This window comes from Nocardia neocaledoniensis (assembly GCF_029868625.1).
Lineage (GTDB): Bacteria > Actinomycetota > Actinomycetes > Mycobacteriales > Mycobacteriaceae > Nocardia > Nocardia neocaledoniensis_A.
Genome location: NZ_JARWOJ010000079.1, coordinates 1 through 25,557 on the forward strand (window position 1 = coordinate 1; position 25,557 = coordinate 25,557).

Genomic DNA, 25,557 nt, shown 5'->3' on the forward strand with positions numbered 1-25,557 from the left:
GAGCACCTGCGTGCGCCAGCGGCCCATATAGATGGCCCCCAGCCCCATGAACACCCCCCCCGCGGGGTTTCTGTAGGGCCCGCCCCCCCAATGGGGCACGGTTGTGAAAAAACCCCCCCCCCACCAACCCCCCCCCCCCCCCCCCCCCCCCGGGGCCAGGTTGCCGGGCAGCCGGTGCTCCGGGTCCAGATGCCGGAGGACTAGGCAAGTGCCCGATCCGCGTGCGCGGGCGCCCTACGTGATTACGCGGGCTGCCGCCTTCGGGCGCTGACCGATCACGCGGGCGTCCAGCCCATCGGCATCAGCACGGACTTCTGCTCGCAGAACGCGTCGAGTCCCTCCGGCCCGTTCTCGCGGCCGATGCCCGAGTTCTTGTACCCACCGAACGGCGCGGTGGGATCGAAGGCGTACCAGTTGATCGCGTAGGTACCGGTGCGCACCTTGGCCGCGATCTCCACACCGTGGTCGATATCGGTCGTCCACACCGAGCCGGCCAGGCCGTAGTCGGAGTCGTTCGCGATGGCGATCGCCTCCTCCTCGGTCTCGTAGGGGATCACCGAGAGGACGGGACCGAAGATCTCCTCCTGCGCGATGGTGCTGGAGTTGTCCACATCGGCGAAGATCGTCGGTTCGACGAACCAGCCGCGCTCCACGCCCTCGGGGCGACCGCCGCCGAGGACCAGCCGCGCGCCCTCCTCCTTGCCCTTGGCGATGTAGCTCTCCACTCGTTCCCGCTGCTTCTCGCTGATCAGCGGGCCGAGCTGGGTGGCGGGATCGGTCGGGTCGCCGGTCTGCATGGTCCGCACATGGGCGACGAGCGCGTCGACGATCTCGTCGTAGCGGCTGCGCGGGGCGAGGATGCGAGTCTGCGCGACACAGCCCTGGCCGCTGTTCATCAGGCCGGAGAACGCGAGGACCGGGATGGCGGCCGCGAGGTCGACGTCGGGCAGGACGATGGCGGCGGACTTGCCGCCCAGCTCCAGCGAGACGGTCTTGAGCTGCTCGCCCGCGATCGCGGCCAGCTTGCGGCCGACCGCGGTGCTGCCGGTGAAGGTCACCTTGTCCACGCCGGGGTGACCGGCGAGGTATTCGCTCTCGGCGGCGTCGGCGGGCAGCACCGAGAGCACGCCGTCGGGCAGACCGGCCTCGGTGAAGATGTCGGCGATCAGGTTGGCGGTGAGCGGGGTCAGCGGCGACGGCTTGAGCACCACCGTGCACCCGGCGAGCAGGGCGGGGCCGAGCTTGTTGGCCGCGAGGAACAGCGGCACGTTCCACGCGGTGATCGCGGCGACGACGCCGCGCGGTTCCCGTGAGACACGGGACGTTCCGAACAAACCGGTCCGAGTCTCGTTCCACTGGAACGTCTCAGCCAAGGCTGCCCAAGCATCCAGGGCCGCGACGGCCGGAATCTGGTTGAGTGTCAAGGCGGCTAACGAAGGCGCGCCCATCTCCGCGGTGAGCGCGGCGAGCAACTCGGGCGAGCGCTGCTCGATGAGGCGAGCCGCCTTGCTGAGCACCTCGGCTCGTTCCAGTGGGGGCGTCGATGGCCACGGCCCGCTGTCGAAGGCGTCGCGTGCGGCGGCGACCGCGGCGTCTACATCGGCCTTGGTCACCGCAGGCACGCTGCCGACGGTCTCCTCGGTCGCGGGCGAGACCACGGAAATGCGGTCACTACCGGCAGGGGTGGTCCACTTCCCGCCGATGAACAGACTGTCGTAGTGCATAAGAACACGTTACAGTTTTGTCGCCGTGTTGTCTGCAACACGTTCTAATTCACTGTCTCGCAAGGACTGTGAACAGGGTGAATTCCAACCTGTCGGTTCGCTTCCCGGGTAAACGCACTATTGCGTTCTGTTGTTGAAAAGGGGATGCTTTAGCTACTGATCAGCTCGCTCGATTCATCGGACCTTTACAGCGAATTGGGGAGACCGACTCATGGCTGTGCAAGTGATCGGCCGATCGTTGATGACCAGCGACCAGACCGACCATCAAGCGAAGAGTGTGGGCAGTGGGGGATGGGTTGTGTCATTCCTGCCGGGCCGCACGCTCACGATCGAGCAGGCAACTGCCGCCATTCAGGCCGCTGAGGCGGTCGCGATGGTCGGGGCGTTAGCCGATCAGGTCGGCCTGACCACCTTGGAGACCGTCGGGCTGGCGATTCAGGAATCGCCTTGGGCCAGCGCGCTACCCGCGCCCGTCCGCAGGTCGCGTCGGTTGAGCTGGCTGGCCTGATCAGCCCTTGGTCGCCACGACCACCAGGTTGCTCACCAGTAGCTCGCGGATCACCGGAATTCGAACCAGCCACCAGGCCCACCTCGGGTGATAGCGGGGGAAGATCGTCCGTACGTCGGCCGATGTCGTTGCCGCCCAGCGCAGCCCGTCGGCCGCGGTCACGGCGAACAGCGAACGGCCGAACCTGTTCTTCGGTTCGTGACCGTGCTTGCGGCGATACCGGCGCGCGGCGTACTCGCCACCGAGGTAGTGCCACAGGCCGGTCTCGTGCCCGCCGAAGGGCCCGTGCCACACCGTGTACGAGAACACGATGAGGCCGCCGGGCTTGGTCACCCGCACCATCTCCTCCGCCATCACCCACGGATGCGGCACGTGCTCGGCCACGTTCGACGAGAAGCAGACGTCGAAAGCGTTGTCGCGGAACGGCAGTGCCATGCCCGATCCGCGGACCGAGCCGGACACCCGCAGACCCGCCGCGTGCATCTCCGACGGGTCGGGCTCGACCGAGACGTAGCGTGCGCCCGCCCTCGTGAACTCGTCGGCGAAGTAGCCGGGGCCGCCACCGACGTCGAGGACGACCGTGCCGGTGAGGTCGGTGCCGGTGATGTCGGCGTAGAAGTCGCCGATGAGGTCCGCGCTGTCGGTCGCGATGCCGCCGTAGAACCTGGCCGGGTCGGACTGCTCGAACCGGAAGCTGGTGAGCAGGCGCAGTGAGCGGCGCAGGGTGGCGCGGCGCGCGAACCTGGTCTGGTCGCGACGCTGGACAGGCCGCTCGGTCGTCGGCGGAGATGCGGTCGGCACGGCGAGGAGTTTATGGGCAGTGCGCTGTGTAGCGCAGACCACACCCGCTAGTGTGGTGGCCGACCTTTGTCCTCGACCGAACCGATTGCGAGCCCGACCGTGCGTGAAGTCCTCCTGCTGTGCTGGCGTGACACCGGGCACCCGCAGGGCGGCGGCAGCGAGCGGTATCTGGAGCAGGTCGGCGCCCAGCTGGCCGCGCGCGGCATCAAGGTCACCCTGCGCACCGCCGGATATCCGGGCGCGCCGCGCCGGGAACGCATCGACGGGATCGACATCAGCCGCGCGGGCGGCCGCTTCACCGTGTATCCGCGCGCCCTCGCCGCCATCCTCGCAGGTCGGCTCGGTTTCGGGCCGCTGCGCGAGGTGCGGCCCGACGTCGTGATCGACACCCAGAACGGCATCCCCTTCTTCGCCGCGGCCACCGGCGTGCCGTCGGTGGTGCTGGTGCACCACGGGCATCGGGAGCAGTGGCCGGTGGCGGGCAAGCTGGTCGGGCGGATCGGCTGGTGGATCGAGTCGCGCCTGTCGCCGCGGGTGCACCGCGACAACCAGTACCTCACCGTGTCGCTGCCGTCGGCCGAGGAACTGGCCGTGCTCGGGGTCGACCGGGAGCGCATCGCCGTCGTCCGCAACGGCGCCGAGCCTGTTCCCGCCGGTGTCGTCCCCGGCGGCGACGACACCCGCGCCACGCACCCGCGCCTGGCCGTGCTGTCGCGCCTGGTTCCGCACAAGCAGATCGAGGACGCGCTCACCGCCGTCGCCGCCCTGCGCACCCGCTTCCCGGACGTGCACCTCGACGTCATCGGTGACGGCTGGTGGGCGCCCAACCTGCGCGCCTGCGCCGATGAGCTGGGCATCGCGGGCGCGGTCACCTTCCACGGCCACGTCGACGAGCGTCGCAAGCACGAGATCCTGTCCACCGCGTGGGTGCACGTGATGCCCTCGCGGAAGGAAGGCTGGGGTCTGGCCGTCATCGAGGCCGCCCAGCACGGCGTCCCCACCATCGGCTACCGCAGCTCCCGCGGCCTGACCGACTCCATCGTCGACGGCGTCACCGGCCTGCTCGTCGACGACGCCCCCGCCCTCGCCGACGCCGCCGCCGACCTGCTCGCCGACCCCGAGACCCGCCAGATGATGGGCGAGAAGGCCCGCGCCCGCGCCCACGAATTCTCTTGGGAACAAACAGGTTCCGGCGTGCACGAAGTCCTGGCCGCAGCGGCCACCGGCCGTTTCGTCACCGGCCTGGTAACCCAGGCGTCGACGCAGTCCTGACCTCAGTCGCCGAACATCTCCTCGACAGTCCCCACCGTGATCGCTCGATCCAGCCAGGTCGTCAGCTGACCTCTGTCATGGCAGGCGATGATCCTGGCCTCGGCCGCCACTGACACGGTGAGGCCGCGCCTGTTCAGGATCCGCAGGATGCTGTCAGCCACTCCCAGGTCCCGGCCTTCTGCCAGTCCCTGTTCGAGCCCCTGCTCGCGCGCCTCGGCGCGGATGCGCTGCGAGGTCTCGGAGCGGAAGAACGACAGATCCACAGACATCAGTTTCCTCCAGATCTCGGCGCCTCGCGTGCGATCGAGGCCAAGTTCGACAAGTTCGGCGTAAATCTGTGCATCATCGCGATCGCCGACGAGGTGCAGCGCCTCTGCCAGCGCTTCCAGTATCGCACCGATGCTCGGACGGGTGGCATGCGTGATCGCGGACAGAACTGCCAGGGGCAGGTCGTCGACCGCGGCGGCGACCTCTGTGACGGCGGGGACGTTGTGCGGACCGAGGACGAGCGGCTGCAGGGTCAGGCAGGGCCAGATCGGGTGACCGAGGCGGAGCGGGCCGGCTGCCCATTCCGCTGTCGCCGCACCCCGGCAGACCACGACCAAAACGACCGCGAGGTCGTACTTGGCCTGGAGGAAGGTCAAATAGTAGGACCATGCTGCCGGTCGGGTGTCGTCGCGTCGGCCCTGTGACTCGACCACGAGCAGAAAAGTGGAGTCCGCGGTGACGATCCGTAGGACGGCGTCAGCGCGGCGTTCGATCGGTTGGATTTCGGTGAGGTCGACGGAGAGCTGCTCGACTTCGATCGGATCGCCGAACGGCAGGCCAAGCGTACGGAACGCGCGGGCGAAGGTGCCAGCGTCGTGCCGGAAGATCCGGTGCGTCGCCTCGTGCTGTGAGCTGACCATAGCGAGAGAACATAGATCGTCGCTCGCACTGGTGTTCTAATCGCTCGGCGTGTTCGGGGACATGCGGGCGCCGCGCCGGGAGACACTCCGGGGAAAGGCGGCGGCGGTGAGGAGGCTGGTGAGAAGGGTGGTGGCCCAGAGGAGGTGGGCTGTGCTGGAGATTCGGCGTTGGGTGGGGGTGGCGGTGTCGCGGAGGGCGGGGGCGGGGATTCGGTAGAGAGCTAGGTCCTGGTCTTCGTAGACGAGTTCTGTTGTGGAAAGGGTCTTTTCGGAGTCACCGCGAGGGCCGGGGGTGGTGCGTTCCACGAGGATCCAGCCGACGCCGAGGTCGGCGAGGGTGGTGGAAGGGGCGCCATGGATCAGGGCTTCCTCTACCGTGCGGGCGCGGTTGCCTTCGCCGGTGACGGCGTAGCCGCGGACGAGGAGTTCGCCGGTCTGGAGGACGTCGTTCGGGAGGATGCGTGGGGCGGGGTCGAGGACAGGTGCTGTTCCGCTGTAAGGGAATACGCGGAACATCCCGGTCGGGAGGACGGCGACGTCGCCGGGAGAGTCGATGTGCTCGGCGACCTTCTCCCATCCGCCCGGGTAGTGCACCGGTCGCATCGCGCCGCCGACTCCCCAGCCGAGGTCGGCCAGCGGCAGAATCAACAGAGCGATGAAAAGCGCTGCGACACCGGAAATCCCGGTCAGGTTCGGCTGCGTCGGCTCGGCGCTCGGTTCGCCGGTGCCTGGGTGAGTTGCGCTGTGGTCCTTGTCGATCTCTATCGCGCTTATCGTGCGGGTGCCGCCGGCTCGGATGGGTTCGTGCCCGGCGTCAGTGCCGCGTTCGGTGCCGATGTCGGTGGCCGCGTTGTCGCGGACTGCGGGCTCGAGGACGGGAACAGCGGGTCCGGTCGAGAACCGCCGGGCCCAGGTGAGAAAGGTCTGGCACGCGGCCGCCGCGCACAGGGCGTAGGCGGGCATCGCGAGGGCGACATACTTCTGGGTGTCGCGCAGGAGTCCGGCACCGGGAACGTGGACCACGAGCCACTCGCCGAGCGCGAGTCCGGGCCCGGTCGCACCCAGGGCGGGCAGCAGGATCGCCGCGGCCGCGATGATCAGCAGCGTGCGGCCGTCGCGCCCGATCGCCCACACCGCGCGCACCCCCAGCGCCACGATCGCGAGCAGGAGCACGGTCCCGACGAAGGCCAGCGGCGTCGTGCGCGTGGCGGGGACGGCTTCGCTGTTCCAGATCCCGCCGAGCCCGGCCAGGCTGCCCAGCGTCCCGAGCCACGGCTCCGCCCGCGCCGCGAACGCCGACACCCCCGCCGGGTCCGAAGGCTCAGCCCCCGACCCGAGCACCGTGGCGGTGAGCCACGGCGCGCACGTCACGATCCACAGTCCGACAGCGGGCAGGAACGCCCGTCGCCCGACCAGCGCCAACCCCACCACCGCGACCAGCAACGACCCGGTCGGCGTCAACCCGGCCGCCGCAAAACCCGCCACAAGCGCGGCCCATGCTCCCGCCGACCCCCGGACAGACCGCGCCCCGCTGGTCCTGCGGACCCCGCCCGCACGGCGGATACGGGAGGCGGCCAGGGCGGTCCAGGGGAGGGCGGCGTAGCCGGCGAGCAGGCTCCAGTGGCCCTGGAGGAGGCGTTCGGCGACGAAGGGGTTCCAGAGGGCGAGGGTGGCGGCGACGAGTTGGGCGGGGGTGGGCGCGGCGAGGAGTTCGCGGGCCAGGACGGCGGCGCCGTAGCCGGAGGCCCAGAGAGCGGTGATGAGGATGGCCTTGACGAGGAGGCCGCCGTCGATCAGGGGCGACAGGCTCGCGAGGAGAGCGTCTTGGGGGACGGCGCGGGGCGCGGCGGCGCCGAGGCCGAGCGCGGAGTCGGTGAGATAGGAGCGTGGTGTGCTCACGGCGTCGCGGAGCAGCAGGTATCCCGAGCCGGCCAGCGGGCCGACGATGATCAGCGCGAGCACTGCGCAGTACCCGGCCACCCAGGCCCTCGCCCGCCCACTTCTCGTCACGTCACTGCACCTTACGTTCCGGCGCGCGCGGGTGGGGGTGGTGCCCGTCGGCGCCAAGGTGAGTCCGGTCGGACTCACATTTTCGGGGTTGTGCTGATGTGTGCTGGGCCGAGGTGCGACGATGGGGCGTGTCCTCCGTCCGTCGCCCCCCTGTCGTTGCTGACCTGACCTGGGTGACGGCTGGCGCGATGACCGCCAACGTCGCCGGGTATCTGCTGCAACTGCTCGCCAGCCGCTGGCTCGGCGTCGCCGGCTTCAGCGAGTTCGCGAGCCTGCTCGCCGTGCAGCTGCTGTGCGCGGTGCCCGCCCTGGCCATGCAGAACGTGGTGGCCCGCGAGGTGGTGCACGGTGCGGACATCCGCGCGGTCCGGGCGATGCAGTGGCGGTGCGCCGCGCTGGTCGCCGTGGTCGCGGTGGTGCTGGTGCCGGTGGTCGCCGGGGTCCTGCATGTGGGTGTGTGGGCCGCGGCCGCCGCGCTCGGCGCCGCTCCCGCACTGGTGGTGCTGTCCGGCGAGCAGGGAATCATGCAGGGCGGCAACCACTTCCGAGCGCTCGCCGCAGTCCTCGCCCTCGCGGGTACGGCTCGTGTGGCCCCCGCCCTGATCGCGCTGGTCCTCGGCGGCGGTGCGGCAGGCGCGCTGTGGGCCGCCGCGGCGGGCATCGTCAGCGCCGCGATCATCGCGGGCCGCATCGCCCGCTCGACTACGCGCGGAGCCGGCCGGCGGACGACCTCCGACGCGCGGTACCGGATCGGTGTCCTGCCGGTGCTGCGCGCGGTCCAGGTCCAAGCCGCGCTGATGGCACTCTCCTCGGCGGACCTGATCGTCGTGCGCATCGTCCTCGACGACACCGAGGCGAGCCAGTACTCCCTCGGCACCGTCGCGACCAAGATCGCCTTCTGGCTCCCGCAGGCCGTGGGAGTCGTCCTGTACCCACGGATGGCGCTGGCCGCGCATTCGGGACGGGCGATCCGTGACGCGCTCTCGGTGCTGTCGCTGATCGGCATCGTCGCGGTGCTCGGCGCCGCGGTGGCAGCACCGCTCGCGCCACTGTTCGCGGGCCGGGACTACGCACCCATCCAGGGGATGCTGTGGGTGTTCGCCCTGCACGGCGCCGTGCTCGCCGTCCTCCAGGGCGCGCTGCTGTCGGCGATCGCGGTCGAGCGCACCGCGCTGGCCGCGCTCACCTGGCTCGGTCTCGCGGTGGAAGTGGTCCTGATGCTCACCCTCGCCGATTCGATCGGCACCCTGATCACCACCGCGGTCTCGGTGGCCACCGTGACGACCGTGCTCGTCGCGCTGGTGGTGTTGCGGACCGCTGGCCGCGCCGCACCTGACCCGGCGATATCCGACCGTTCGTTCACGTAAGAGCCGCGATTCACACGAGGACGGACTTCGCCACCCGCGCGGCATCCCGCAGGCGCGCAGCGGAATCCGGCGCGCGCTCGAGCACCCAGACGCCCTGGAAGAACACCAGCAGGAATCGTGCCAGTGCCCGCGGGTCGGCGTCGGGGCGCAGTTCCCCCTGCGCCACGGCACGGGCGAGCGCGCCGGCGAACGCGGCTTCGGTTCTGGCCCAGCTGGATTCGACCAGTCGGGCGACATCGGCGTCGCGGGCCGCCAGCTCGACCGCCGCGTTGGTCACCAGGCAGCCGAGGAACCGGTCCGGCCTGCACGAATCCCGCACGAACTCGTCGATCAGGGCGATGACCGCCGGCACCGCCGGGCCCGGCCGGGACAGCGCCACGGTGATCCGCGCGTCGACGATCTCCAGATGTCGTCGCAGTGCCTTCATGAAGAGGGCGTGCTTGTTGCCGTAGGTCGCGTAGATGCAGCCCCTGGCGATTCCGAGATGCTCGGTGAGATCCGCGAGCGAGGTGGTCTCGTAGCCGCGCTGCCAGAAGAGATCGAGGGCGCGGTCGAGCACCACCTCGGGGTCGAATTCCTTGGTACGCGCCATTTTTCGAGGATACCAAGCGCTATTGCGACCGATCGGTCAAGTATGCGAGACTGCGTGCGCTCGACATTCAGAACTGAACAAAGGATTCATCATGGCGTTCACCAAGCTGCTCGGCGCCGGTATCGCGGCACTGGCATTCGGTGCGGTGCTCACCGCGGGCCCGGCCGTCGCCGAACCGCTCGCTTCCACTCCGGTCGTCGCCCCGGGGGAACCTGCCCCTGGCGCATCGTCGGGCAGCGCGATCGATGCCTTCGACCCGCTGCTGCGCTTCCTGAAGTGCGGCTCGGCCGCGCAGTGCGACTACTAGACAACGAGAACGGCCCCGGTCATCGACCGGGGCCGTTCGCTGTGAACCGCTGTCAGGGACGCTTGTTCACGTCGATCTGCTCGGTCGGCGCGTCGTAGTCCCCACGGGTGAACTGGGTGGTCGGCGCGTCATCACCCTCGTAGCGCGAGCTGCCCTCGTCGGCGGCGGGCGCCGGCGTCGGGCGACGTCCGCGCGGGCCGGCATGCGCGGGCGCACCCCCGCCGCGCAGACCGAAGAACAATCCGGCCAGCAGGGCGAGCACGCCGAGCACGCCCAGCACGATCGGCACCACACGGCCGAACAGCGACAGCTTGTCGGTGTTCTCCTTGGCGATCGCGATCTGCGACTCCACGGTGGCCTCGTCGAAGACGATGTGCGACTTGAGCGCCGTCACCTCGGGCTTGTCGGCCGCCCGCCCGTAGAACAGGTGGATCGACTCGCCGCCCTTGATCACGGTGCCGGTCTGCGGCTCGACCCACAGGTCGCGCACGTTGGTGTAGAAGCGGGTCATGGTCACCGGCTGATCGGCGGGCACGTCGGTGACGCCCCACTTCGCGGCCGGCAGGGTCAGCCGGTTGGTCGGCGACTGCACGACGTCCCAGGTGCTGGTGACCGGCGCGGTCATCTGGAAGTGGTAGACCTTCGTGTTGTTGATCTCGGTCTCTTCGATGAAGTTGGCGTCGAAGGACTTCCGCACGTTGATGTCGAAGTACGGGTACGTCTTCTTCTCGGTGCCGATCGGGAAGCGGTAGCCGATGCCGGTGTGCTGCACCGGCTCCATGACGCTGCCGTCCTTGTTCACGGTGACCGCGATCGAGCCGTTGGGGTCGGTGTCGACCGGCATGCCGGTCTTGCGGTCGATGGTGACGCGGTCGATGGCCGCGGTGAGCAGACCGGTGTCGCCCTGCACGTCGGTGCGGCGCAGCGTCTGGCCCGCCTGCAGCGTCATCTGGTCGGCGTCGGAGGGCTCCTCGACGGTGACGAAGCGCTGGGAGATCAGCGGCACGTCCTTGTTCACGACGGCGGGACCATCACCGGTGGTCAGCGACTTGGAATCGAGCACGAGGCTGTCTTCGCCCGGCTGATTCTGCGCGATGGTGGTGATCTCGAGGTCGAGCGGAGTCTTGGCGACCTTGCTCACCGTATAGGTGGGGATCATCAGCGCGGCGACGAGTAATGCCGCGCCCAGACCCACGAGCACGCAGGCGACCGTCCTTCTGGTACCGGCACTCAGTGCCATGCAAACTCTCCTCGTCGTTCGAACACGGATCCTCCGGTGGTCTGGTATTGCACCCTAGGCCCTCGTGAGCCCCGACACTAACAGCCCGACCGCGCCGAGTGCCGTGCTGAGCCCCGTAAATCGCCGACAGGGCAGACTGGACCCCGATGACGACCGTGACCACCCCCGTGACGCCACCGCGCACCTTCATTCCGGCCCTGGAGGGCATGCGCGGAATGGCGGCGCTCGGTGTCGTCGTGACCCATGTCGCCTTCCAGACCGGCACCGGCCGGATCCCGGTGCTCGGCCCGATCCTGGAACGCTTCGACATGGCCGTCGCGGTGTTCTTCGCGCTGTCCGGTTTCCTGCTGTGGCGCCCGCACGCGGCGGTGGCGCGCGGCGTCGGTTCCGCGCCGTCGACCGCCCGCTATCTGCTGCATCGCCTGATGCGGATCATGCCCGCGTACTGGGTCGTCGTGGTGTTCGTGCTGGTGTTGCTGCCCAGCGCGGCCCAGCACGCGAACCTGCGGGTGTGGGTGTCCAACCTGCTGTTGCTGCAGGTCTTCGTGCCGCTGACGCTCACCGACGGCCTCACCCAGATGTGGAGCCTGTCCGTGGAGGTGGCCTTCTACCTGGTGCTGCCGCTGCTGGCCTGGCTGGTCGTGCGGCTGCGCGGCCGGGCGGCGCGCTGGCGGGTGCCGGTGCTCGGCGGGCTGGTCGCGGTGAGCCTGACCTGGAACCTGTGGCCGATCCCCACCCCGGACGCGATCCACGCCGACAACTGGCTCCCCGGCTATCTGCCGTGGTTCGCGGCGGGCATGGTGCTCGCCGAACTGATCTATCAGATCCGGCCCGGCGCCTGGTGGGTGCGGCTGTGCTCCTCCCAGCCGCTGATGTGGGCGCTGGCCGCGCTGGCCTTCCTGATCTCGGCGACCGAGTTCGGCGGTCCCGGTGGGCTCGAACGCGCCCAGCCGTGGCAGTACGCGATGAAGATGCTGCTCGGCATGGTCATCGGGTTCGGTCTGCTCGCCCCGCTGGTGCTGCGACCGGCCGACGCCCCACCGCACCGCTGGCTGGAATCCGCGACGGCGGCGACGCTCGGCCGCTGGTCCTACGGCATCTTCCTCTGGCATCTGGTCGTGCTCACCATGGTCTTCCCGGTGTTCAGCCTGCTCCCGTTCAACGGCCACTTCGGCTATGTCCTCGTGCTGACCGTCGGCCTGACCATGCCGCTGGCCGCCGCGAGTTTCGCGCTGATCGAGGACCCGGCGCGGCGCCTGGCCCGCCGCTGGGACAAGGCCGCGGCCGCCCGTCGCTCCCGGCGCGCCGAGGAGACCGCGGCACTCGAGGCTTCGGCACCGTGAGGACATCGGTGCACGCGAGGCGGTCAGCCGCCGCCGATCAACCGCGCGCGTGCGTGCGCGGAGCATCCGGCTCGCCTCGGTAGGTTCCGTGCGCGCCGACCAGCGCCGCGCGTGCGCATCGGGCTCGCCCCGGTACGCTCTGTGCGCGCCGGCCTGAACGAGCCCGTCCGGATGGCTGCCCCGGTGCGTGATCAGCGTCGGCGCGGTAGCGCCGCGACACCCACCGCGACGACCGCGATGACAGCGGGCGCCTGCGCCCACAGCGACCCGCCCATGTACGGCACCCCGGACCGCCACGGCCCGGTCGACAACGCCGCCGCGGAGATCAGCGTCCCGAGCCCCGCCACCCACGGCAGCACCCGCGCGGTGACGATCGGCCGGAAATGCGCGCAGCCCAGCGTGATCAGCGTGAGCGCCGCCCCGATCGGCCCGGAGACGACCGCGACCACTCCGGTGAGCCCGACCGCGCCCGCCCACCGGACACCCCAGGTCACCGGCGCGGACCCCAGGTCACGCACCTTGCCGCGTCGCGGAATCGCCAGCAGCACCAGCGGGATCAGCAGGAGCAGCCCGCCGAAGATGGCGAGCCGGTACCACCGGTCGGCGGGGAACGACACGGTGACCTCACCCTTCGCGTCCGCCGGAAGCAGCCATCCCTGCTGCCATCCGTCGACGACGATCGGGTCGAGTTCCCGCCCGTCGGCGGTGCGCGCCTGCCAGCCGACATTCGTGCTGAGCGGCAGCACGAGCAGCCGCGTGCCGGGGGCGGTGGTGGCCGCGACCGGGGCGATCGGGTCGGTGCGGATCAGCCGCAGCCGGTCGACGGTGAACAGCTCGGTGGGTGCGACGGTGAGGTCGGGACGGCCGGGGAGCAGTTCGATATCGGCCGCGTCCTCGGCGCAGGGACGGGCGGAAACCGGTGCGCCGGAACGGAGTTCGTCGGCGGTGGCGGTGATGGTGGTGTGCACGGTGCGGCCACCGATCGCGAGCACCGGCCCGGCCTCGCAGCCGATGGTGACCAGCCGGTCGCCCGGCGCGGGGGTCGGATACCCGGGTCCGAGCACTTCCACCTCGGCGAGCCCGGCGGGCTGGGTGAGGACGAAGCCGAGCGCGGTGCGGTCGAGCACCTCGTTCCAGGTCTGGATGCTGATCTCGACGCGGTCGGTGACGGTGGGGTGCAACGAGATCCGGGCCGGTTCGCCGTGCTCGCGCTCGGGCAGCTCGCGCACCTGCGGGCCGTTGCCCAGGTTCACCGCGACGGAGGTGGCGGTGGCCGGGAGTCCGCCGAGCGCGGTGGTGAGGTCGAGCCCGGTGACCTCGGTGGGTTCCGGAAGTTCCAGCACCAGTGTCGGTTTGGCGCCGGCGAGGCCACGGACGGTCGCTTCCGGCGCGGTCCAGGTGGTCTTCGGGTCGCCGTCGGTGGCGGCGAAGGCGGCGCCACGCAGGTCGGCGACATCGGCCTTGCCGCGCGCGACGGGCCGGGCGTGGTCGGTGAGCAGCGCCTCCAGCGCCGGGCCCGGCCTGGTGCGGACGGTCAGGTCGGTGGCGGCCGTGAGCGGTTCGGGGACGGCGAGGGTGCGGTTGAAGACGCCGGGTTCCTCGGCGGGCAGGCCGAGTCCCTTGCTGCAGTGGACGCGGATCGGGCCGTCGAAACACGCACTGCGACCGGGGAATTCCTGGCCGAGGTCCCACCCGGTGATGGTGCTGCCCGCCGGGAGGTCGGGTAGCGCGACGCGATGCCGGATGTCGACCCTGGTCGGTGCGTCCCGGACGGTGTAGTCGTCCAGGGTGAGTTCGCTGATCCCGAATTGCCCACCGCTGGTGCCGGTTTCGGTGCGCGCCGCAGTGATCATCACCCAGTCGGTCTCGCCCGCGGGCAGCGCCACATTCACGGGGGCGCCGGGTTCGGTGATCCGTGCCGACACCGTGCCGCGTGAGGTCCGCACCTCCACCCACTTGACGGGGTCGCCCAGCGCGGCGGCCGTGGTGGTGAACCGCAGCGAGCCGGAGTTGATCGGCTCGTCCAGATCGAGCCGAATCCATTGCCCGAGAGCGGGTTCGGCACCGTTGCTGATCCAGGCGGTGCTCGGATCGCCGTCGACGGCGGCGGCGGTGGAACTGCCGGGCGCGGCGCCACCGATCTGTGTCGCGTCGGCGGCCGAACTGGACGCGGTGACCTTCGCCCCCGACCATTCGCCGCGCACCAGCGGGGTGCCGTCGACCGGGTAGTCGGGCACCAGGTTGTGGGTGCGGCGCGCGTCGTCGGCGGCGCGGACGGCGGAGTTGTGGTTGTCGACCCGGCCGAAGTCGGACTCGCGGTCCATCGGCGTATCGGTCACGAGCACCGGCTCGGTCGGCAGCCCGGCCCGCGCGGCGTCGGCCGTGAGAAGCACGGGCGCCGTGGGGTTTCCGGCGTCGCGGCGCACCCGCTCCAGCACCTCGGGGCCACCGTGGACTACGGGAACCGTGTCGAGCGGGACCGTGTAGGCGCCGGGGAATCCGGGCGGTGCGCCGGTGCCCGAACGCACTGTCGTCGGCGTACCAGGTGACGGCACCTCGACGCGGTAGATCTCGATCGCCGGATACGAGGGTTGCAGATCGTTGTCGATGACCAGCCCGGCGTCCGCGGCGCGCGGCCCGATCAGGTCGCCGAACTTAGCCACCTTCGTCAGCCCGGGCGAGCCTTCGATCGCCTGGTGCGCCAGCATCGGCCGGGTCGAGCGTGACGTCTCGGGGTCGAGGTCGTTGCGCAGCACCAGAACACCGATGCCCTGGTCGGCCAGGGTGGCGGCCAGGCCGGTCGACGGTCGGCCGTCGGCGATGAGCCGCTGCACCGAATCCATCGCGCGGATGGTGCCCGGCGGATTCAGCGGCACCGAGTCGCGCACCGCCCACGGCGTGCCGGCCAGCGCCTGCAGCGGTTCGTCACGGGTGAGTCCCCAGATCTGGCTGCCGAACGGCGCGCCGGGCACCACGAGCGCGCGGGTGTCGGCGGCGTTGTCGGCGAGCCAGTCCGCGGTGTCGGTCCAGTACGCGGGCACCCGGTCGTAGGCGCCGCGCGGCGCGAGCCTGCCGGTCCAGGCCAGCGAGGTGGCCAGGGTGAGCGCGGCCAGGATCAGCGCGGCGACGGCGACGAGCCGGTCGCGTTCGGGATGGGCGAAGCTGTCGCGCCACTCCCGCAGCGGCACCGAGGCAGGCAGCGCCACCCGGCCGAGCAGATGGGCGAGGCCGAGCACCAGCGGCAACCGGATCAGCGGTTCGAGCTTGTGCACATTGCGCAGCGGCGCGCCCGCGGAATCGAGGAACACCCGCACCGTGTCGGCGAAGGGCCCGCCGAGCGTGCCGACGTAACCGGCGCAGATCCCGGCCAGCCCGACGCACAGGATGAGCGTGAAGCGGCCGCGATACGGCATGGACGACTTCGCCAGCCCGGCCATGCCCGCGGCGGCGAGCAGCCCGGTCGCGAGGACGGCGGCGGGCTGGGTCACCAGCACCGCGCCCGCGATGCGCTCGGGGGAGACGAACGGCGTCCACGAATCGGTGCCGCGCAGCACCTCGGCCAGCGAGGCCCACTGCGTCGTCACCCCGGACGACTCGATGTAGTCCAGGAACGGCGGACTCACCTTCCCGAGCAGCAGCAGCGGCACCACCCACCAGAAGGTGGCGAGCACCAGCAGCGGAATCCAGGCCGCCGTGAACCGCCACCACCGCCGATTCGGCCGATACGAGGCCCACCACAGCGCGGCGGGCAGGAAGGCGGCCACGGTCGCGACCGCGTTCACCGAGCCCATCAGCGCCAGCGCGAGCGCGCTGCCCGCCGGCGAGTGCGCGCCACCGCGTCGCCCCGTATCCGGCTCGGCGCCCGCGCGCAGGGCGACACCGAGCGCGGCGGGCGCGAGCAGCACCCACGGCGCCAGCATCATCGGCAGCGTCTCGGAGGAGATCGAACCGAGCGTGGTGAGCACCCGTGGCGACAACGCGAACGCGATGCCCGCGACCGCCCGCGACCCGCGCGAGCCGATCCCGAGCGTCTCGCACAGTTTGACGATGCCCCAGAACCCGGCGAGCAACAGCAGCGCCCACCAGACGCGCTGGGTCACCCAGGCGGGGACGTGCAGGAGGTCACCGGCGGCGAAGAAGGCGCCGTGCGGGAAGAAGTAGCCGTAGGCCTGGTTCTGTACCTGGCCCATCGGGGCCTGGCTGCTCCACAGATGTGAGGCGCGCGCGAGGAAGCCGAGCGGATTCTCCGCGAGGTCGTACTTGGTGTCCGCGACCGTCAGGCCGGGAGCCTGCGCGAACGTGAGGACGAAAGCGGTGATGACCGAGCCGACGAACCAGCGCCAACCCAGTGGAGCCGCGCGGCCCTTCGGCTCAGCGGCTGCCGTATTCAGGAGCGTTGAGCAGCGAGGAATCCTTGTCACCGCTGCGGTCGATCGAGGGTGCGGTGTTCTGCTGTACCGCCGCCGTGATCGCGAAGACGGCGATAGCGCTCAGCAGGGCGCCGCCGACCGCGCTGGCAACAGCCGGAACAGCAAACTTCATCGCGCACTCCAATTCGGCTCGACGTGGGGGTGGTACTCGGGCCAACCTAGCAGGTCCGGGGCCGCGGGTCAGTCTTCGGGCAGCCGACATCCGAGCGCGCCGAGCAGAGTACGGAACTTGGCGGTCGTCTCGGCCAGTTCGGCCAGTGGCTCGGAGGCCGCGACGATCCCGCCGCCCGCGGTCGCCCGCAGGGTCCGCAGGTCGGCCGACAGCTCGGCGCCGCGGATGGCGACGACCCATTCGCCGTCGCCGTCCTCGGCGCACCAACCCACCGCGCCGCCGTAGAAACCGCGACGCTCGGCGGTGGTGATCGCGGTCAGCGCGGCGTCGAAGGGTGTGCCGTTCACGGCGGGCGTCGGGTGCAGCAGCAGTGCCAGATCCAGCGCGGTCGTCGCCGGATCGCGCAGTACGCCGTGGATCGGCGTGGCCAGGTGCCAGACCTGTTCGGTGCCGAGTAGTTCGGGCCCGTCGGGGATGTGGAGTTCGGCGCACACCGGTGTCAGCCGGTCGCGGATCCAGTCGATCACGTACGCGTGCTCGTCGTGATTCTTGCCGCTGGCCAACAGTTCCTTCGCCTGTGCGGCATCGGCGGCCGGATCGGCGAGCCGGGGCAGCGTGCCGGCCAGCGGATGCAGGCCGACGCGGTCACCGTGCCGGGTGACCAGCACCTCGGGCGTCGCGCCGAGCAGCGTCTCGCCGGGCCGTCCCGCCGCCGTCAGGTCGACGGCATAGACGCTCGCGCTGGGGTGCCGGGTCAGCAGTTGGCCTGCCACGACCTCCGGTTCCAGCGGTTCCGCGGCTTCGACCACCAGCGATCGCGCGGCGACCACCTTGCGCAGGTCGTCGGCCGGATCGCCGAGCCGCTCGATCAGCGCGGCCACCCTGGCTACATGCTCGTCCGGGCTCGGCAGCTGCGCGACCACCCGCACCTCGGGCAGCGGGGGCAGCGCCGCCGGACGCCACGGACCAGCGGTGTGCAGCGCCGACTCGGGTTGCCACAGCGCGGCGGGTTCGCCGGGGTCGAACGGCAGTGCGCCGACGATCAGCTTCGGCCCGACCTCCGGCCCCGTCGGCCATTTGCGCAGCGCTGCGGCGGCCTGGCGGGGATCGGGGAAGCTCGCACGCATCCCCGATGCGCGCAGTACGCCGTCGGGGCGGGCCAGCAGGAAGTTGTTCATCGGACCCGGACCGCCCGTCGCCCTGGGGTCCCCGTCACGGCGCGGATCAGGGCGGACGTCGAAGCCGATCGGCCGGTGCGGTCCATGCTCCGACCATAGCGCCGCGGCGGGCCGTGGCGACGCGACAGCGACCCAGCTCTCAGTGTTCGGGCGGTACCAGGAACACCGGCCGGTGCCCGTGCTTGAGCACGGCCTCGGCGACGCTGCTGTGCAGCAACGCGCGCAGCCCGGTGGCGCCGCGGGTACCGGCGACGATGAGGTCGACGTCGAGTTCGTCGGCGCAGTCGACGATCGCGTTCCAGATCGTGGTCGTGCATTCGACGGTCCGCGCCTCGGCGGTGATCCCGGCCAGTTCGGCCAGGTGCACGCCCTCGGCGTTGATCTTGCGGGCATCGGTGTAGGCGATGTCCTCGATCTCCTCGTCCGGCACCCAGTCCGGTTGCATCACCCCGGCCAGCCCGGAGATGCGAGCGGCCTGACGCACCATCGGTTCCCATGCGGTGAGCAGGATCGCGCGCTCGGCGGTGAGGAAGCGGCCCGCGTACTCGATGGCGCGCTTGGCGTGCTCGGAACCGTCGTAGGCGATGAGCATCCGATCGCAAGCCATGACGACCTCCTGCGCTGGTACAGCGTCTGTGTGCACAGGTTACCCCCGCGAGTGGGGGTCCAATCGGCAACCGGTTCGGCGGTTCGGATCGCGACGGGGCTACCGTGGAGCCCATGCGGAAATCGCCTGTGGTCGTGTTCGCAGTTCTGGCAGCCGTCGCCACCGCCTGCTCGGGAGGTTCGTCCACCGAGACGACCCCCGCGGCGAGCAGCACCGGCGCCGCCACCTCGTCCACGGGCGAGCAGGGTTCGCCCGCCACCGCCACCCCGGTCCAAAACCCGTGCGGCACGGACTATCTCGCGAAGTTCACGCAGCGCGAGAAACTCGCGCAGCTGTTGACCGTCGGCATCACCGGCGCGGCCGACGCGTCGAATGTGGTGAGCACCGAGCAGGTCGGCGGCATCTTCGTCGGCAGCTGGACCGACCCGAGCCTGCTGGACAAGTCCGCGCTGGACGCGGTCAAGGCCCAGGCCAAGGCGCCGTTGATGGTGACCATCGACGAGGAGGGCGGCCGGGTCTCGCGGGCGAAGAACGTCATCGGCGCCGCGCCGTCGGCCCGCGTGGTCGCCCAGACCCAGACGCCGGAAGAGCACTACCAGAACACGCTGACCAGGTCGAAGGCGCTGAAGGATCTCGGCATCACCGTCGATTTCGCGCCCGATACCGACGTGAGCGCCCAGCCCGACGACAGCGTCATCGGCGACCGCTCCTACAGCGACGACCCGCAGGTCGTCACCGACTACGCCGCGGCCTACATCCGCGCCTCCAACGAGGTCGGCCTCGGTTCGGTCATCAAGCATTTCCCCGGGCACGGTTCGGGTTCGGGTGACTCGCACACCGGCGCGGTTCGCACACCCCCGCTCTCGGAGCTGCAGGACAAGGACCTGGTCCCGTTCCGGAACCTGGTCGGTTCCGGCGCCGCGGTGATGGTCGGGCACCTGGACGTGCCCGGCCTGACCGAACCCGACGTCCCGGCCAGCATCAGCCCGGCCGTGATGTCGCTGCTGCGCGAGGGCACCGGTTACGGCGCCGCCCCCTACAACGGCCCGATCTTCACCGACGATCTCGGCGGCATGGCGGCGATCACCGCGCGCATGTCGATCGAGGAGGCGGTCGAGGCGGCGCTCGTCGCCGGGGCCGACAATGCCCTGTGGATCAGCACCGACGCGGTGCCGCAGGTGCTCGACCGTTTGGAACAGTCGGTGGCTGGTGGCAAACTGCCCGCCGACCGGGTCGACGCCTCGGTGCTGCGGATGGCGCGCTACAAGGGCGTGCCGCTGGGCTGCTGAGTGTGTCTGGCGACTGTGCGGCAAATGGGTACGGGTGAACTTACCTTGGAGTAAGATAGGTGTTCACCCTGCGGTAGGAGAGTGGATGGCGGGCGGGACGAAGCGACTTCCCCGGGCGGTTCGCGAGCAGCAGATGCTCGATGCCGCCGTCGAGGTGTTCGCGCGCAAGGGCTTCCACGATACCTCCATGGACGCGATCGCGGCCGAGGCCAAGATCTCCAAGCCCATGCTCTACCTGTACTACGGCTCCAAGGACGAGCTGTTCCGCGCCTGCATCCAGCGCGAGGGACTGCGCTTCATCGAGGCCGTCGCGCCCGCGGGCAACCCGCACCTCACCCCGCACGAGCAGGTTCGCACGGCGCTGGAGGGGTTCCTCGACTTCGTCGACCGCAATCGGCAGTCCTGGCAGGTGCTCTACCGGCAGGCAATCGGCCAGCAAGCGTTCGCCTCCGAGATCGACAACGCCCGCGAGCGCGTCATCGAACTCACCGCGAAACTGCTCGAATCCAGCGCCAAGCACGCCGATCCCGGCACCAATTTCGAGGTCGTCGCGGCCGCGGTGATCGGGGCGGGCGAGGCGATCGCCGACCGGGTCGCCGGTGGCCGGATCGAGGTGGCCGAGGCGGTCGACCTGCTCGACGATCTGGCCTGGCGTGGTCTGGCCGGACGCAAGAAGACCGAATAGCCCGCCAGCGGTTGCCACCTCGTCGTCGACCTGCCAGGGTGCACGGTTAGACATTTCACGGCAGACGGGGTGGGCAGTTGTTCGGTGTGTTGAAGCCGTGCGCGCACGGTGCGGCGAAGTACGGCATCGATCCGGGGCAGTGGCAGGCGCACATGTGCGGGCTGTGCCTCGGTCTGCGCGACGGCTCCGGCCAGCTGGCCAGGGCGGCGACCAACACCGACGCCATCGTGCTGAGCGTGCTCACCGAGGCGCAGGCCGAGGCGCCGGACGAGCGCCGTACCGCCGGCCCCTGCGCGCTGCGCGGCATGCGTCGCGCGTCCGTGGTCGCGGCGAACGCGCCGGGGGTTCAACTGGCCGCCACCGCGTCACTGCTGTTGGGCGCGGCCAAGATTCGCGACCACGTCGACGACGGTGACGCGGGCCGCCTCGCGCGCCCGCCGATGCGCCGGGTCTCCGGCGCATGGTCGGCGGCAGCGCGTGCGCAAGCCGACCTCATCGGCCTCGACATCGGCCCGCTGATCACCGCCATCGACAGTCAAACGGCCCTCGAGGCGCGCGCGGGAGTCGCGCCGGGGGCCGAGCGCACGACCACCGTCGCGCCGACGGGGACGCCGCGGGCCGATCGCACGTCCACCAGCGCGCGCGAGCACGCCGATGGCTCGGGCACCCCGCCGAGCACGCTCGACGAGCTCACCGCCCCCACCCAACTCTGCGCCGCCACCCTCTTCGGCCACACCGCCGTCCTCGCGGGTCGCCCGGAAAACGTCGCGGCGCTTCAGGAGATCGGCCGCCACATCGGCCGCATCGCGCACCTCGCCGACGCCATCGAAGACCGCGAGCGCGACCGGCTCCGTGGCCGATTCAACCCGCTCGAGGCCACCGGTACCGACATGCCGCGCGCCTATGAGCTGTTGCGCGAGAGCGAATCCCGTATTCGCGCGTCCGCCGCCGCGGCGAAGCTGGACCAGCTGCCCACCGTCCGCTGGGCACTACTCGACCCGCTGGCCGCGCTGCTGCGCCGGCTGGGGCAGGGCCTCGGCATCGCCGTCGGCCATGTCTGCCGCACGTCGCCCGCCGCGCAACAGCATGCGCCGTACCAGTTTCCATCTCCGCCCGGGCGCAGGCCGACCAGGAGGCCCGGCCCGATCAAGGCGGGTGGGCTGATCCTGGGCGTCTACTGCACGGGCGTTGCGTGCTGTGTCGACCACACCAGTCCGTGCACCGGCGAGCAGAAGGACGCCTGGGCCAAGCACTGCGACTGCGGCGACTGCTGCGATTGCGGTGACTGCTGTAGCAACTGCTGCGGCGAGGACTGCGGGTGCGGCGACTGCTGCAGCTGCGACTGCAACTGCTAGGAAATCCTCACTCGCACTTCACGATCGGGATCGGGTCGTACTTCACGGTCCTGGTGTGCCGGGACACCTGCGCACCGGTCTTGCGATCGGTGATCACCCTGGTGTCGGAGATGGTGAAGCCGGGCGCGCCCTCGGAGGCGATGCAGTCCTTGCCCTTGGGCAGGGTGATCTCCTGCGGCTCGGTCGGCTTCGACTTCTCGCCCGTGATCGATTCGACGTCGACGGTCTTGGTACCCCACAGCCGCACGGTGATGTCCGAGCCGGTCGCGACCGTCTGGATGTAGACGCCGGTCGCGGCGGTGTTGCGGAAGGCGAGGTCGATCGCGCCGTCGAAGACGGTGGCTTCGCGCGCCGCCGGGTACCGCGAGATGTAGTAGCTGTGCTCGGTGTGGCCCGCGTCCTCCATCCCGGCGAAGTACGACGCGTTGTACAGCGTGGTGGCGAACTGGCTGATGCCGCCGCCGACCGCGGTGCTCGGCCTGCCCTTGTCGATGATGCCCGACTCCACGTACCCCTCGGCGGCGGTGCGCGGACCGGTGAACTCGTTGAGCGAGAACGTCTCTCCCGGTTTCACCACGGCGCCGTTCACCTTCGCGGCGACGGTGCGGATGTTCACCCCGGACGGGCCGCTGAAGCCGCCGGTGGTGAATTCGCCGATCATCTCGTTGATGCCGAGCCCGTTGGCGGCCTCGGTGGTGAGCTTCGGCTCGACCCGCTGGTACACGGCCTCGGCGGTCCGGTCGCCCGGCTGGGTCAGCAGCGCGGGCAGCTTCTCCAGCGTCTTCGGCCAGTCGATCTTGTTGCCGACGACGGCGGGCACCACGGTGGGTTTACCCGCGCCGACGGTGAAGGTGGCGTCCTTGGGCTCCACCTCGGAGGCCGCGAGCTGCGGCGCGAGCGCGGCGACGGCCGCGGCGTCGTCGATCTTGGGCGCGAGGCCGCCGTTCCCGTCCGGGACGAAGCCGAGCACACCGGCGATCTGCTCCGGGCTGAGCACGGCCTGTACGTCCTTGCCCTCGGCGTCCTTACCCGCGACGGTGATGGGGGCGGCGACGGCGGGGGTGGCGATGTCGCGCAGCGCGGCCTGCACCGCTTCGGTGCGCACCGCGACCGGCGCCGCGATCACCGGGAGTTCCAGCTCGCTGCTCGCGGCCCAGCGATCGATGATCGTGGCGCGGGCGGTGGCGGTGTCGAGCACCCGGCCGGGCACCGGCGGCACCGCGACCGGTGTGCCGTTCTCGAAGCGCACCGTGCCCTCGACGGTCGGATTGTCGTGCGCTTGGAAGTCGGCCACCTGGCGGTCGAGCGCGGCCGCGTCGACGGTGCTCACGACGGGCACATCGCGGGTACCGAACAGGGAGATCAGTCGGCGCACCGGATTCATCGGCTGGTCGCCGACGGCGGCCCAGGTGCCGTTCCAGTCCACCTGGAGTCCGGCCTCGGCGGGGACCATGGTGTCGCGCACGTCGCCGATGCGCACCGGCAGCGGGCGCTCGGCCTTCGGCCCGAGCTGCTCGCGCAGCAGGTTGTCGGCCTCGGCTTTGTCCATCCCGCCGACGTCGACTCCGGCGACGACGACGCCGCGCGGCACCTCGCCGCTGCTGAGCGCCAGGTCGGCGAGGTAGGCGGCCGTGCCGAGGGCGAACACGGCGCCGACGGCGATACCGATCCGCTTCGCCAGCTGTGTGTTGCCCGATCCGGTCGGGGGCTGCTGCTGGGTGCTCGGCGCGGGCGACCAGCGGTCCCGGGTCACGGTGCTGATCGGCTGGGTGGGCAGGGCGGTGGTGTCGGCATCGAAAGTGCGATTTGCTTCGAGCAGCTTGCGTAGTCCGACCTCGCCCTGGTGTCGGTCTGCCGGTCCGCCGGCGTTCGACTGGCTGGGCACGGAGGTCCTTCCGTTGGGTGTCATGGCGACTGAGGAGTCAGGTGCGCCCGGCCCCGATGTTTGTGGGCCCCCGGCCAAGGGTAATGGTGTTCGTCGCCCTCGGCAGCCTGGCAACAGTGGATGGACAGCAGGAAGGCTCCGCGTAGTTGCCGGGTCGGGGGTCTGGCAACTACACGGAGCCGATCTGTTTATCGGCCCTCCATCCAGGGCGTTACAGGCCGTTTCGGGAAAGTTTTTCCGGCCCAGGTGACGGCCGCCCCGCACCCCCGCGCGGCCACCCGGGACAATCTGACGTGAGACTCGACACCAGGCACCGGACAACGAGGGAGAACTGATGCAGCTGGGAATGATCGGCCTGGGCCGGATGGGCGCCAATATCGTGCGCCGCATCGTGCGGGACGGGAACACCGCCGTCGGTCACGAACGCCATCAGGGCCACATCGACGAGCTGTCGGCCGAACTCGGCGACAGCTTCCAGGGCAGCACCGACCTGAAGGAATTCGTCGCCATGCTCGACGCGCCGCGCGTCGTCTGGGTGATGATCCCGGCGGGAGCGACCGGGGCCGCGATCGACCAGCTGTCGGAACTGCTCGAACCGGGCGACATCATCATCGACGGCGGTAACAGCCGTTACCACGAGGACATCAAGCGCGCGAAGGCGTTGGCGCCCAAGGGTATCCACTACCTCGACATCGGCACCTCCGGTGGCGTGTTCGGCCTGAAGCGCGGCTTCTGCCTGATGATCGGTGGCGAGGCCGAGCAGGTGAAGTACCTCGAGCCGTTGTTCCAGTCGATCGCCCCCGGTGTCGACGCGGCGCCGCGCACCCCCGGCCGCACCGGCGAGCCGACCCCCGCCGAGCAGGGCTGGCTGCACTGCGGCCCCGCGGGCGCGGGCCACTTCGTGAAGATGGTGCACAACGGCATCGAGTACGGCGCGATGGCCGCCTACGCCGAGGGCCTGAACATCCTCCAGCACGCGAACATGGGCGCCGCGCACGACGGCGGCGAGCACTCCGCCGAGGAGACCCCGCTCGAGAATCCCGAGTACTACCAGTACGACCTGGACATCCCGGACATCACCGAGGTGTGGCGGCGCGGCTCTGTCGTCGCCTCCTGGCTGCTCGACCTCACCGCGGGCGCCCTCTACGCCGATCCGAACCTGGACAGCTTCAGCGGCCGCGTCTCCGACTCCGGTGAGGGCCGCTGGACCATCGACGCGGCGATCGACACCGCGGTCCCGGTCCCGGTGCTCTCGGCGGCGCTGTTCCAGCGCTTCTCCTCGCGCGGCGAGGCCCTCTACGCCGACAAGATGCTCTCGGCCATGCGCAAGGCGTTCGGCGGCCACAACGAGCTGCCGGAGAAGTAGTCGTCGAGGGGGCTTGACCCCGTTGGACCGGCCTTCCGCCGTGCTGTGGGGGGTCGGTCCCGCCGTTTCGGGACCGAAGCGAACCGGAGCGAAAACCCCGGATGCTACGCGGGCGAACCCGCGCCGGAGAGTAAAACGCGAATGTTCCACAAAGATGAGAACGTGTTCTTGTTTTCCAGGACAACTGTCCAGTCCGACGGATACCTTCGAGGTCAGAGGGGGTGGACCACTCGATGAGGATTCGTCCGGGCCACTCAGCCTGGACTTTGGAGGAAATCATGTTCCGGACTTCGCGCATCGCCGCCGGCGTCGCCACCACCGCACTGGTCGTCGCCGGTGTCGGTGTCGGGCTCGGCTCCGGCGTCGCCGCCGCCGACACCGGCTGCTCGGTGAGCAGCCATGCCGAGAAGAGGGATGCGAGCACCGTCGGCGTCACCCACGTCTACGACAAGATCGCCAGCGCGGAGCAGATCGGTGTCGGCACCTCGGTCACCTACAAGGTCATCGTCGGCACCACCGGCATCGGCAACCCCTACGTCAACACCATCACCGACTTCCCGCCGGTCGGCTTCGGCGCG

At 70.5% G+C, this 25,557-nt stretch carries 20 protein-coding genes and 1 pseudogene; 10 read left to right on the forward strand and 11 right to left on the reverse strand.

The features are described from left to right. Positions 1-275: 275 nt before the first annotated feature. Positions 276-1,724, reverse strand: a complete 1,449-nt coding sequence (locus QH270_RS05100; protein WP_280339173.1) for an aldehyde dehydrogenase — start codon at positions 1,722-1,724, stop codon at positions 276-278. A gap of 211 nt (positions 1,725-1,935) precedes the next feature. Here QH270_RS05100 and QH270_RS05105 point away from each other — a divergent pair, with 211 nt between their 5' ends. Continuing rightward, positions 1,936-2,232 (forward strand): hypothetical protein, encoded by a 297-nt coding sequence (locus tag QH270_RS05105; RefSeq protein WP_022566699.1) that lies wholly within the window; start codon positions 1,936-1,938, stop codon positions 2,230-2,232. Here QH270_RS05105 and QH270_RS05110 read toward each other — a convergent pair whose 3' ends face one another. After that, positions 2,233-3,033, reverse strand: coding sequence for a class I SAM-dependent methyltransferase (locus QH270_RS05110; RefSeq protein ID WP_280339174.1), 801 nt, complete (start codon positions 3,031-3,033; stop codon positions 2,233-2,235). Between the two features lie 99 nt (positions 3,034-3,132). Here QH270_RS05110 and QH270_RS05115 point away from each other — a divergent pair, with 99 nt between their 5' ends. Beyond that, the gene (locus QH270_RS05115) at positions 3,133-4,305 is read left to right on the forward strand and encodes a glycosyltransferase family 4 protein (RefSeq protein ID WP_280339175.1); all 1,173 of its coding nucleotides are present in this window, start codon (positions 3,133-3,135) and stop codon (positions 4,303-4,305) included. 2 nt (positions 4,306-4,307) lie between these two features. Here QH270_RS05115 and QH270_RS05120 read toward each other — a convergent pair whose 3' ends face one another. Both QH270_RS05120 and QH270_RS05125 read right to left on the reverse strand, forming a co-directional pair. Next, positions 4,308-5,213, reverse strand: coding sequence for a hypothetical protein (locus tag QH270_RS05120; protein WP_280339176.1), 906 nt, complete (start codon positions 5,211-5,213; stop codon positions 4,308-4,310). A 36-nt stretch (positions 5,214-5,249) separates the two neighbouring features. After that, the gene (locus QH270_RS05125; RefSeq protein ID WP_280339177.1) at positions 5,250-7,223 is read right to left on the reverse strand and encodes a hypothetical protein; all 1,974 of its coding nucleotides are present in this window, start codon (positions 7,221-7,223) and stop codon (positions 5,250-5,252) included. A gap of 188 nt (positions 7,224-7,411) precedes the next feature. Between QH270_RS05125 and QH270_RS05130 the strand changes: the two genes are divergently transcribed. Beyond that, positions 7,412-8,590 carry a polysaccharide biosynthesis protein gene (locus tag QH270_RS05130; RefSeq protein WP_280339178.1) on the forward strand — a complete coding sequence of 393 codons (1,179 nt, stop codon included), beginning with the start codon at positions 7,412-7,414 and terminating at the stop codon, positions 8,588-8,590. A gap of 10 nt (positions 8,591-8,600) precedes the next feature. Here the strand turns inward: QH270_RS05130 and QH270_RS05135 are convergent, their stop codons facing one another. Further along, positions 8,601-9,182, reverse strand: a complete 582-nt coding sequence (locus QH270_RS05135) for a TetR/AcrR family transcriptional regulator (RefSeq protein ID WP_280339179.1) — start codon at positions 9,180-9,182, stop codon at positions 8,601-8,603. 91 nt (positions 9,183-9,273) lie between these two features. Here QH270_RS05135 and QH270_RS05140 point away from each other — a divergent pair, with 91 nt between their 5' ends. Further along, a complete protein-coding gene (locus QH270_RS05140; RefSeq protein ID WP_232995734.1) occupies positions 9,274-9,489 on the forward strand; it encodes a hypothetical protein in 216 nt (71 codons plus the stop codon). A gap of 52 nt (positions 9,490-9,541) precedes the next feature. Here the strand turns inward: QH270_RS05140 and QH270_RS05145 are convergent, their stop codons facing one another. Then, a complete protein-coding gene (locus tag QH270_RS05145; RefSeq protein ID WP_280339181.1) occupies positions 9,542-10,729 on the reverse strand; it encodes a DUF3068 domain-containing protein in 1,188 nt (395 codons plus the stop codon). Positions 10,730-10,875: 146 nt separating this feature from the next. On the opposite strand from QH270_RS05145, the gene QH270_RS05150 reads away from it, so the two are divergent. Next, positions 10,876-12,072, forward strand: a complete 1,197-nt coding sequence (locus tag QH270_RS05150; RefSeq protein WP_280339182.1) for an acyltransferase family protein — start codon at positions 10,876-10,878, stop codon at positions 12,070-12,072. Positions 12,073-12,263: 191 nt separating this feature from the next. Here the strand turns inward: QH270_RS05150 and QH270_RS05155 are convergent, their stop codons facing one another. From QH270_RS05155 to QH270_RS05170, 4 genes are all read right to left on the reverse strand, one after another. Further along, a complete protein-coding gene (locus QH270_RS05155; protein ID WP_280339189.1) occupies positions 12,264-16,484 on the reverse strand; it encodes an alpha-(1->3)-arabinofuranosyltransferase in 4,221 nt (1,406 codons plus the stop codon). After that, a complete protein-coding gene (locus QH270_RS05160; RefSeq protein ID WP_022566695.1) occupies positions 16,444-16,614 on the reverse strand; it encodes a DUF2613 domain-containing protein in 171 nt (56 codons plus the stop codon). The genes QH270_RS05155 and QH270_RS05160 overlap by 41 nt, the downstream gene beginning before the upstream one ends. A gap of 68 nt (positions 16,615-16,682) precedes the next feature. Next, positions 16,683-17,792, reverse strand: a complete 1,110-nt coding sequence (locus QH270_RS05165; protein ID WP_280339183.1) for an isochorismate synthase — start codon at positions 17,790-17,792, stop codon at positions 16,683-16,685. 139 nt (positions 17,793-17,931) lie between these two features. Beyond that, positions 17,932-18,399 carry a universal stress protein gene (locus QH270_RS05170; protein WP_280339184.1) on the reverse strand — a complete coding sequence of 156 codons (468 nt, stop codon included), beginning with the start codon at positions 18,397-18,399 and terminating at the stop codon, positions 17,932-17,934. Between the two features lie 113 nt (positions 18,400-18,512). Between QH270_RS05170 and QH270_RS05175 the strand changes: the two genes are divergently transcribed. The 3 genes from QH270_RS05175 (at position 18,513) to QH270_RS05185 (ending at position 21,728) form a co-directional block, all read left to right on the forward strand. Beyond that, positions 18,513-19,688 (forward strand): glycoside hydrolase family 3 N-terminal domain-containing protein, encoded by a 1,176-nt coding sequence (locus QH270_RS05175; RefSeq protein WP_280339185.1) that lies wholly within the window; start codon positions 18,513-18,515, stop codon positions 19,686-19,688. 85 nt (positions 19,689-19,773) lie between these two features. Continuing rightward, complete coding sequence (locus QH270_RS05180) at positions 19,774-20,373, forward strand: TetR/AcrR family transcriptional regulator (RefSeq protein WP_280339186.1); 600 nt, start codon at positions 19,774-19,776, stop codon at positions 20,371-20,373. A gap of 86 nt (positions 20,374-20,459) precedes the next feature. Next, positions 20,460-21,728 carry a DUF5685 family protein gene (locus QH270_RS05185; RefSeq protein ID WP_280339191.1) on the forward strand — a complete coding sequence of 423 codons (1,269 nt, stop codon included), beginning with the start codon at positions 20,460-20,462 and terminating at the stop codon, positions 21,726-21,728. Between the two features lie 7 nt (positions 21,729-21,735). Here the strand turns inward: QH270_RS05185 and QH270_RS05190 are convergent, their stop codons facing one another. Beyond that, the gene (locus QH270_RS05190; protein ID WP_280339187.1) at positions 21,736-23,613 is read right to left on the reverse strand and encodes a VanW family protein; all 1,878 of its coding nucleotides are present in this window, start codon (positions 23,611-23,613) and stop codon (positions 21,736-21,738) included. 334 nt (positions 23,614-23,947) lie between these two features. Between QH270_RS05190 and gnd the strand changes: the two genes are divergently transcribed. Together gnd and QH270_RS05200 are read left to right on the forward strand one after the other, a co-directional pair. Then, positions 23,948-24,979 carry a phosphogluconate dehydrogenase (NAD(+)-dependent, decarboxylating) gene (gene gnd, locus QH270_RS05195; RefSeq protein ID WP_280339188.1) on the forward strand — a complete coding sequence of 344 codons (1,032 nt, stop codon included), beginning with the start codon at positions 23,948-23,950 and terminating at the stop codon, positions 24,977-24,979. A 278-nt stretch (positions 24,980-25,257) separates the two neighbouring features. After that, a pseudogene (locus QH270_RS05200) lies at positions 25,258-25,557 on the forward strand (hypothetical protein); the annotation flags it as partial.

Excerpts from the sequence above, each read along its gene's own strand:
- QH270_RS05130 (WP_280339178.1), top strand. The coding sequence starts at position 7,412 with ATGACCGCCAACGTCGCCGGGTATCTGCTGCAACTGCTCGCCAGCCGC.
- QH270_RS05170 (WP_280339184.1), bottom strand. The coding sequence starts at position 18,399 with ATGGCTTGCGATCGGATGCTCATCGCCTACGACGGTTCCGAGCACGCC.
- QH270_RS05145 (WP_280339181.1), bottom strand. The coding sequence starts at position 10,729 with ATGGCACTGAGTGCCGGTACCAGAAGGACGGTCGCCTGCGTGCTCGTG.
- QH270_RS05180 (WP_280339186.1), top strand. The coding sequence starts at position 19,774 with ATGGCGGGCGGGACGAAGCGACTTCCCCGGGCGGTTCGCGAGCAGCAG.
- QH270_RS05165 (WP_280339183.1), bottom strand. The coding sequence starts at position 17,792 with ATGAACAACTTCCTGCTGGCCCGCCCCGACGGCGTACTGCGCGCATCG.
- gnd (WP_280339188.1), top strand. The coding sequence starts at position 23,948 with ATGCAGCTGGGAATGATCGGCCTGGGCCGGATGGGCGCCAATATCGTG.
- QH270_RS05100 (WP_280339173.1), bottom strand. The coding sequence starts at position 1,724 with ATGCACTACGACAGTCTGTTCATCGGCGGGAAGTGGACCACCCCTGCC.
- QH270_RS05160 (WP_022566695.1), bottom strand. The coding sequence starts at position 16,614 with ATGAAGTTTGCTGTTCCGGCTGTTGCCAGCGCGGTCGGCGGCGCCCTG.
- QH270_RS05140 (WP_232995734.1), top strand. The coding sequence starts at position 9,274 with ATGGCGTTCACCAAGCTGCTCGGCGCCGGTATCGCGGCACTGGCATTC.
- QH270_RS05175 (WP_280339185.1), top strand. The coding sequence starts at position 18,513 with ATGCGGAAATCGCCTGTGGTCGTGTTCGCAGTTCTGGCAGCCGTCGCC.
- QH270_RS05105 (WP_022566699.1), top strand. The coding sequence starts at position 1,936 with ATGGCTGTGCAAGTGATCGGCCGATCGTTGATGACCAGCGACCAGACC.
- QH270_RS05150 (WP_280339182.1), top strand. The coding sequence starts at position 10,876 with ATGACGACCGTGACCACCCCCGTGACGCCACCGCGCACCTTCATTCCG.
- QH270_RS05135 (WP_280339179.1), bottom strand. The coding sequence starts at position 9,182 with ATGGCGCGTACCAAGGAATTCGACCCCGAGGTGGTGCTCGACCGCGCC.
- QH270_RS05120 (WP_280339176.1), bottom strand. The coding sequence starts at position 5,213 with ATGGTCAGCTCACAGCACGAGGCGACGCACCGGATCTTCCGGCACGAC.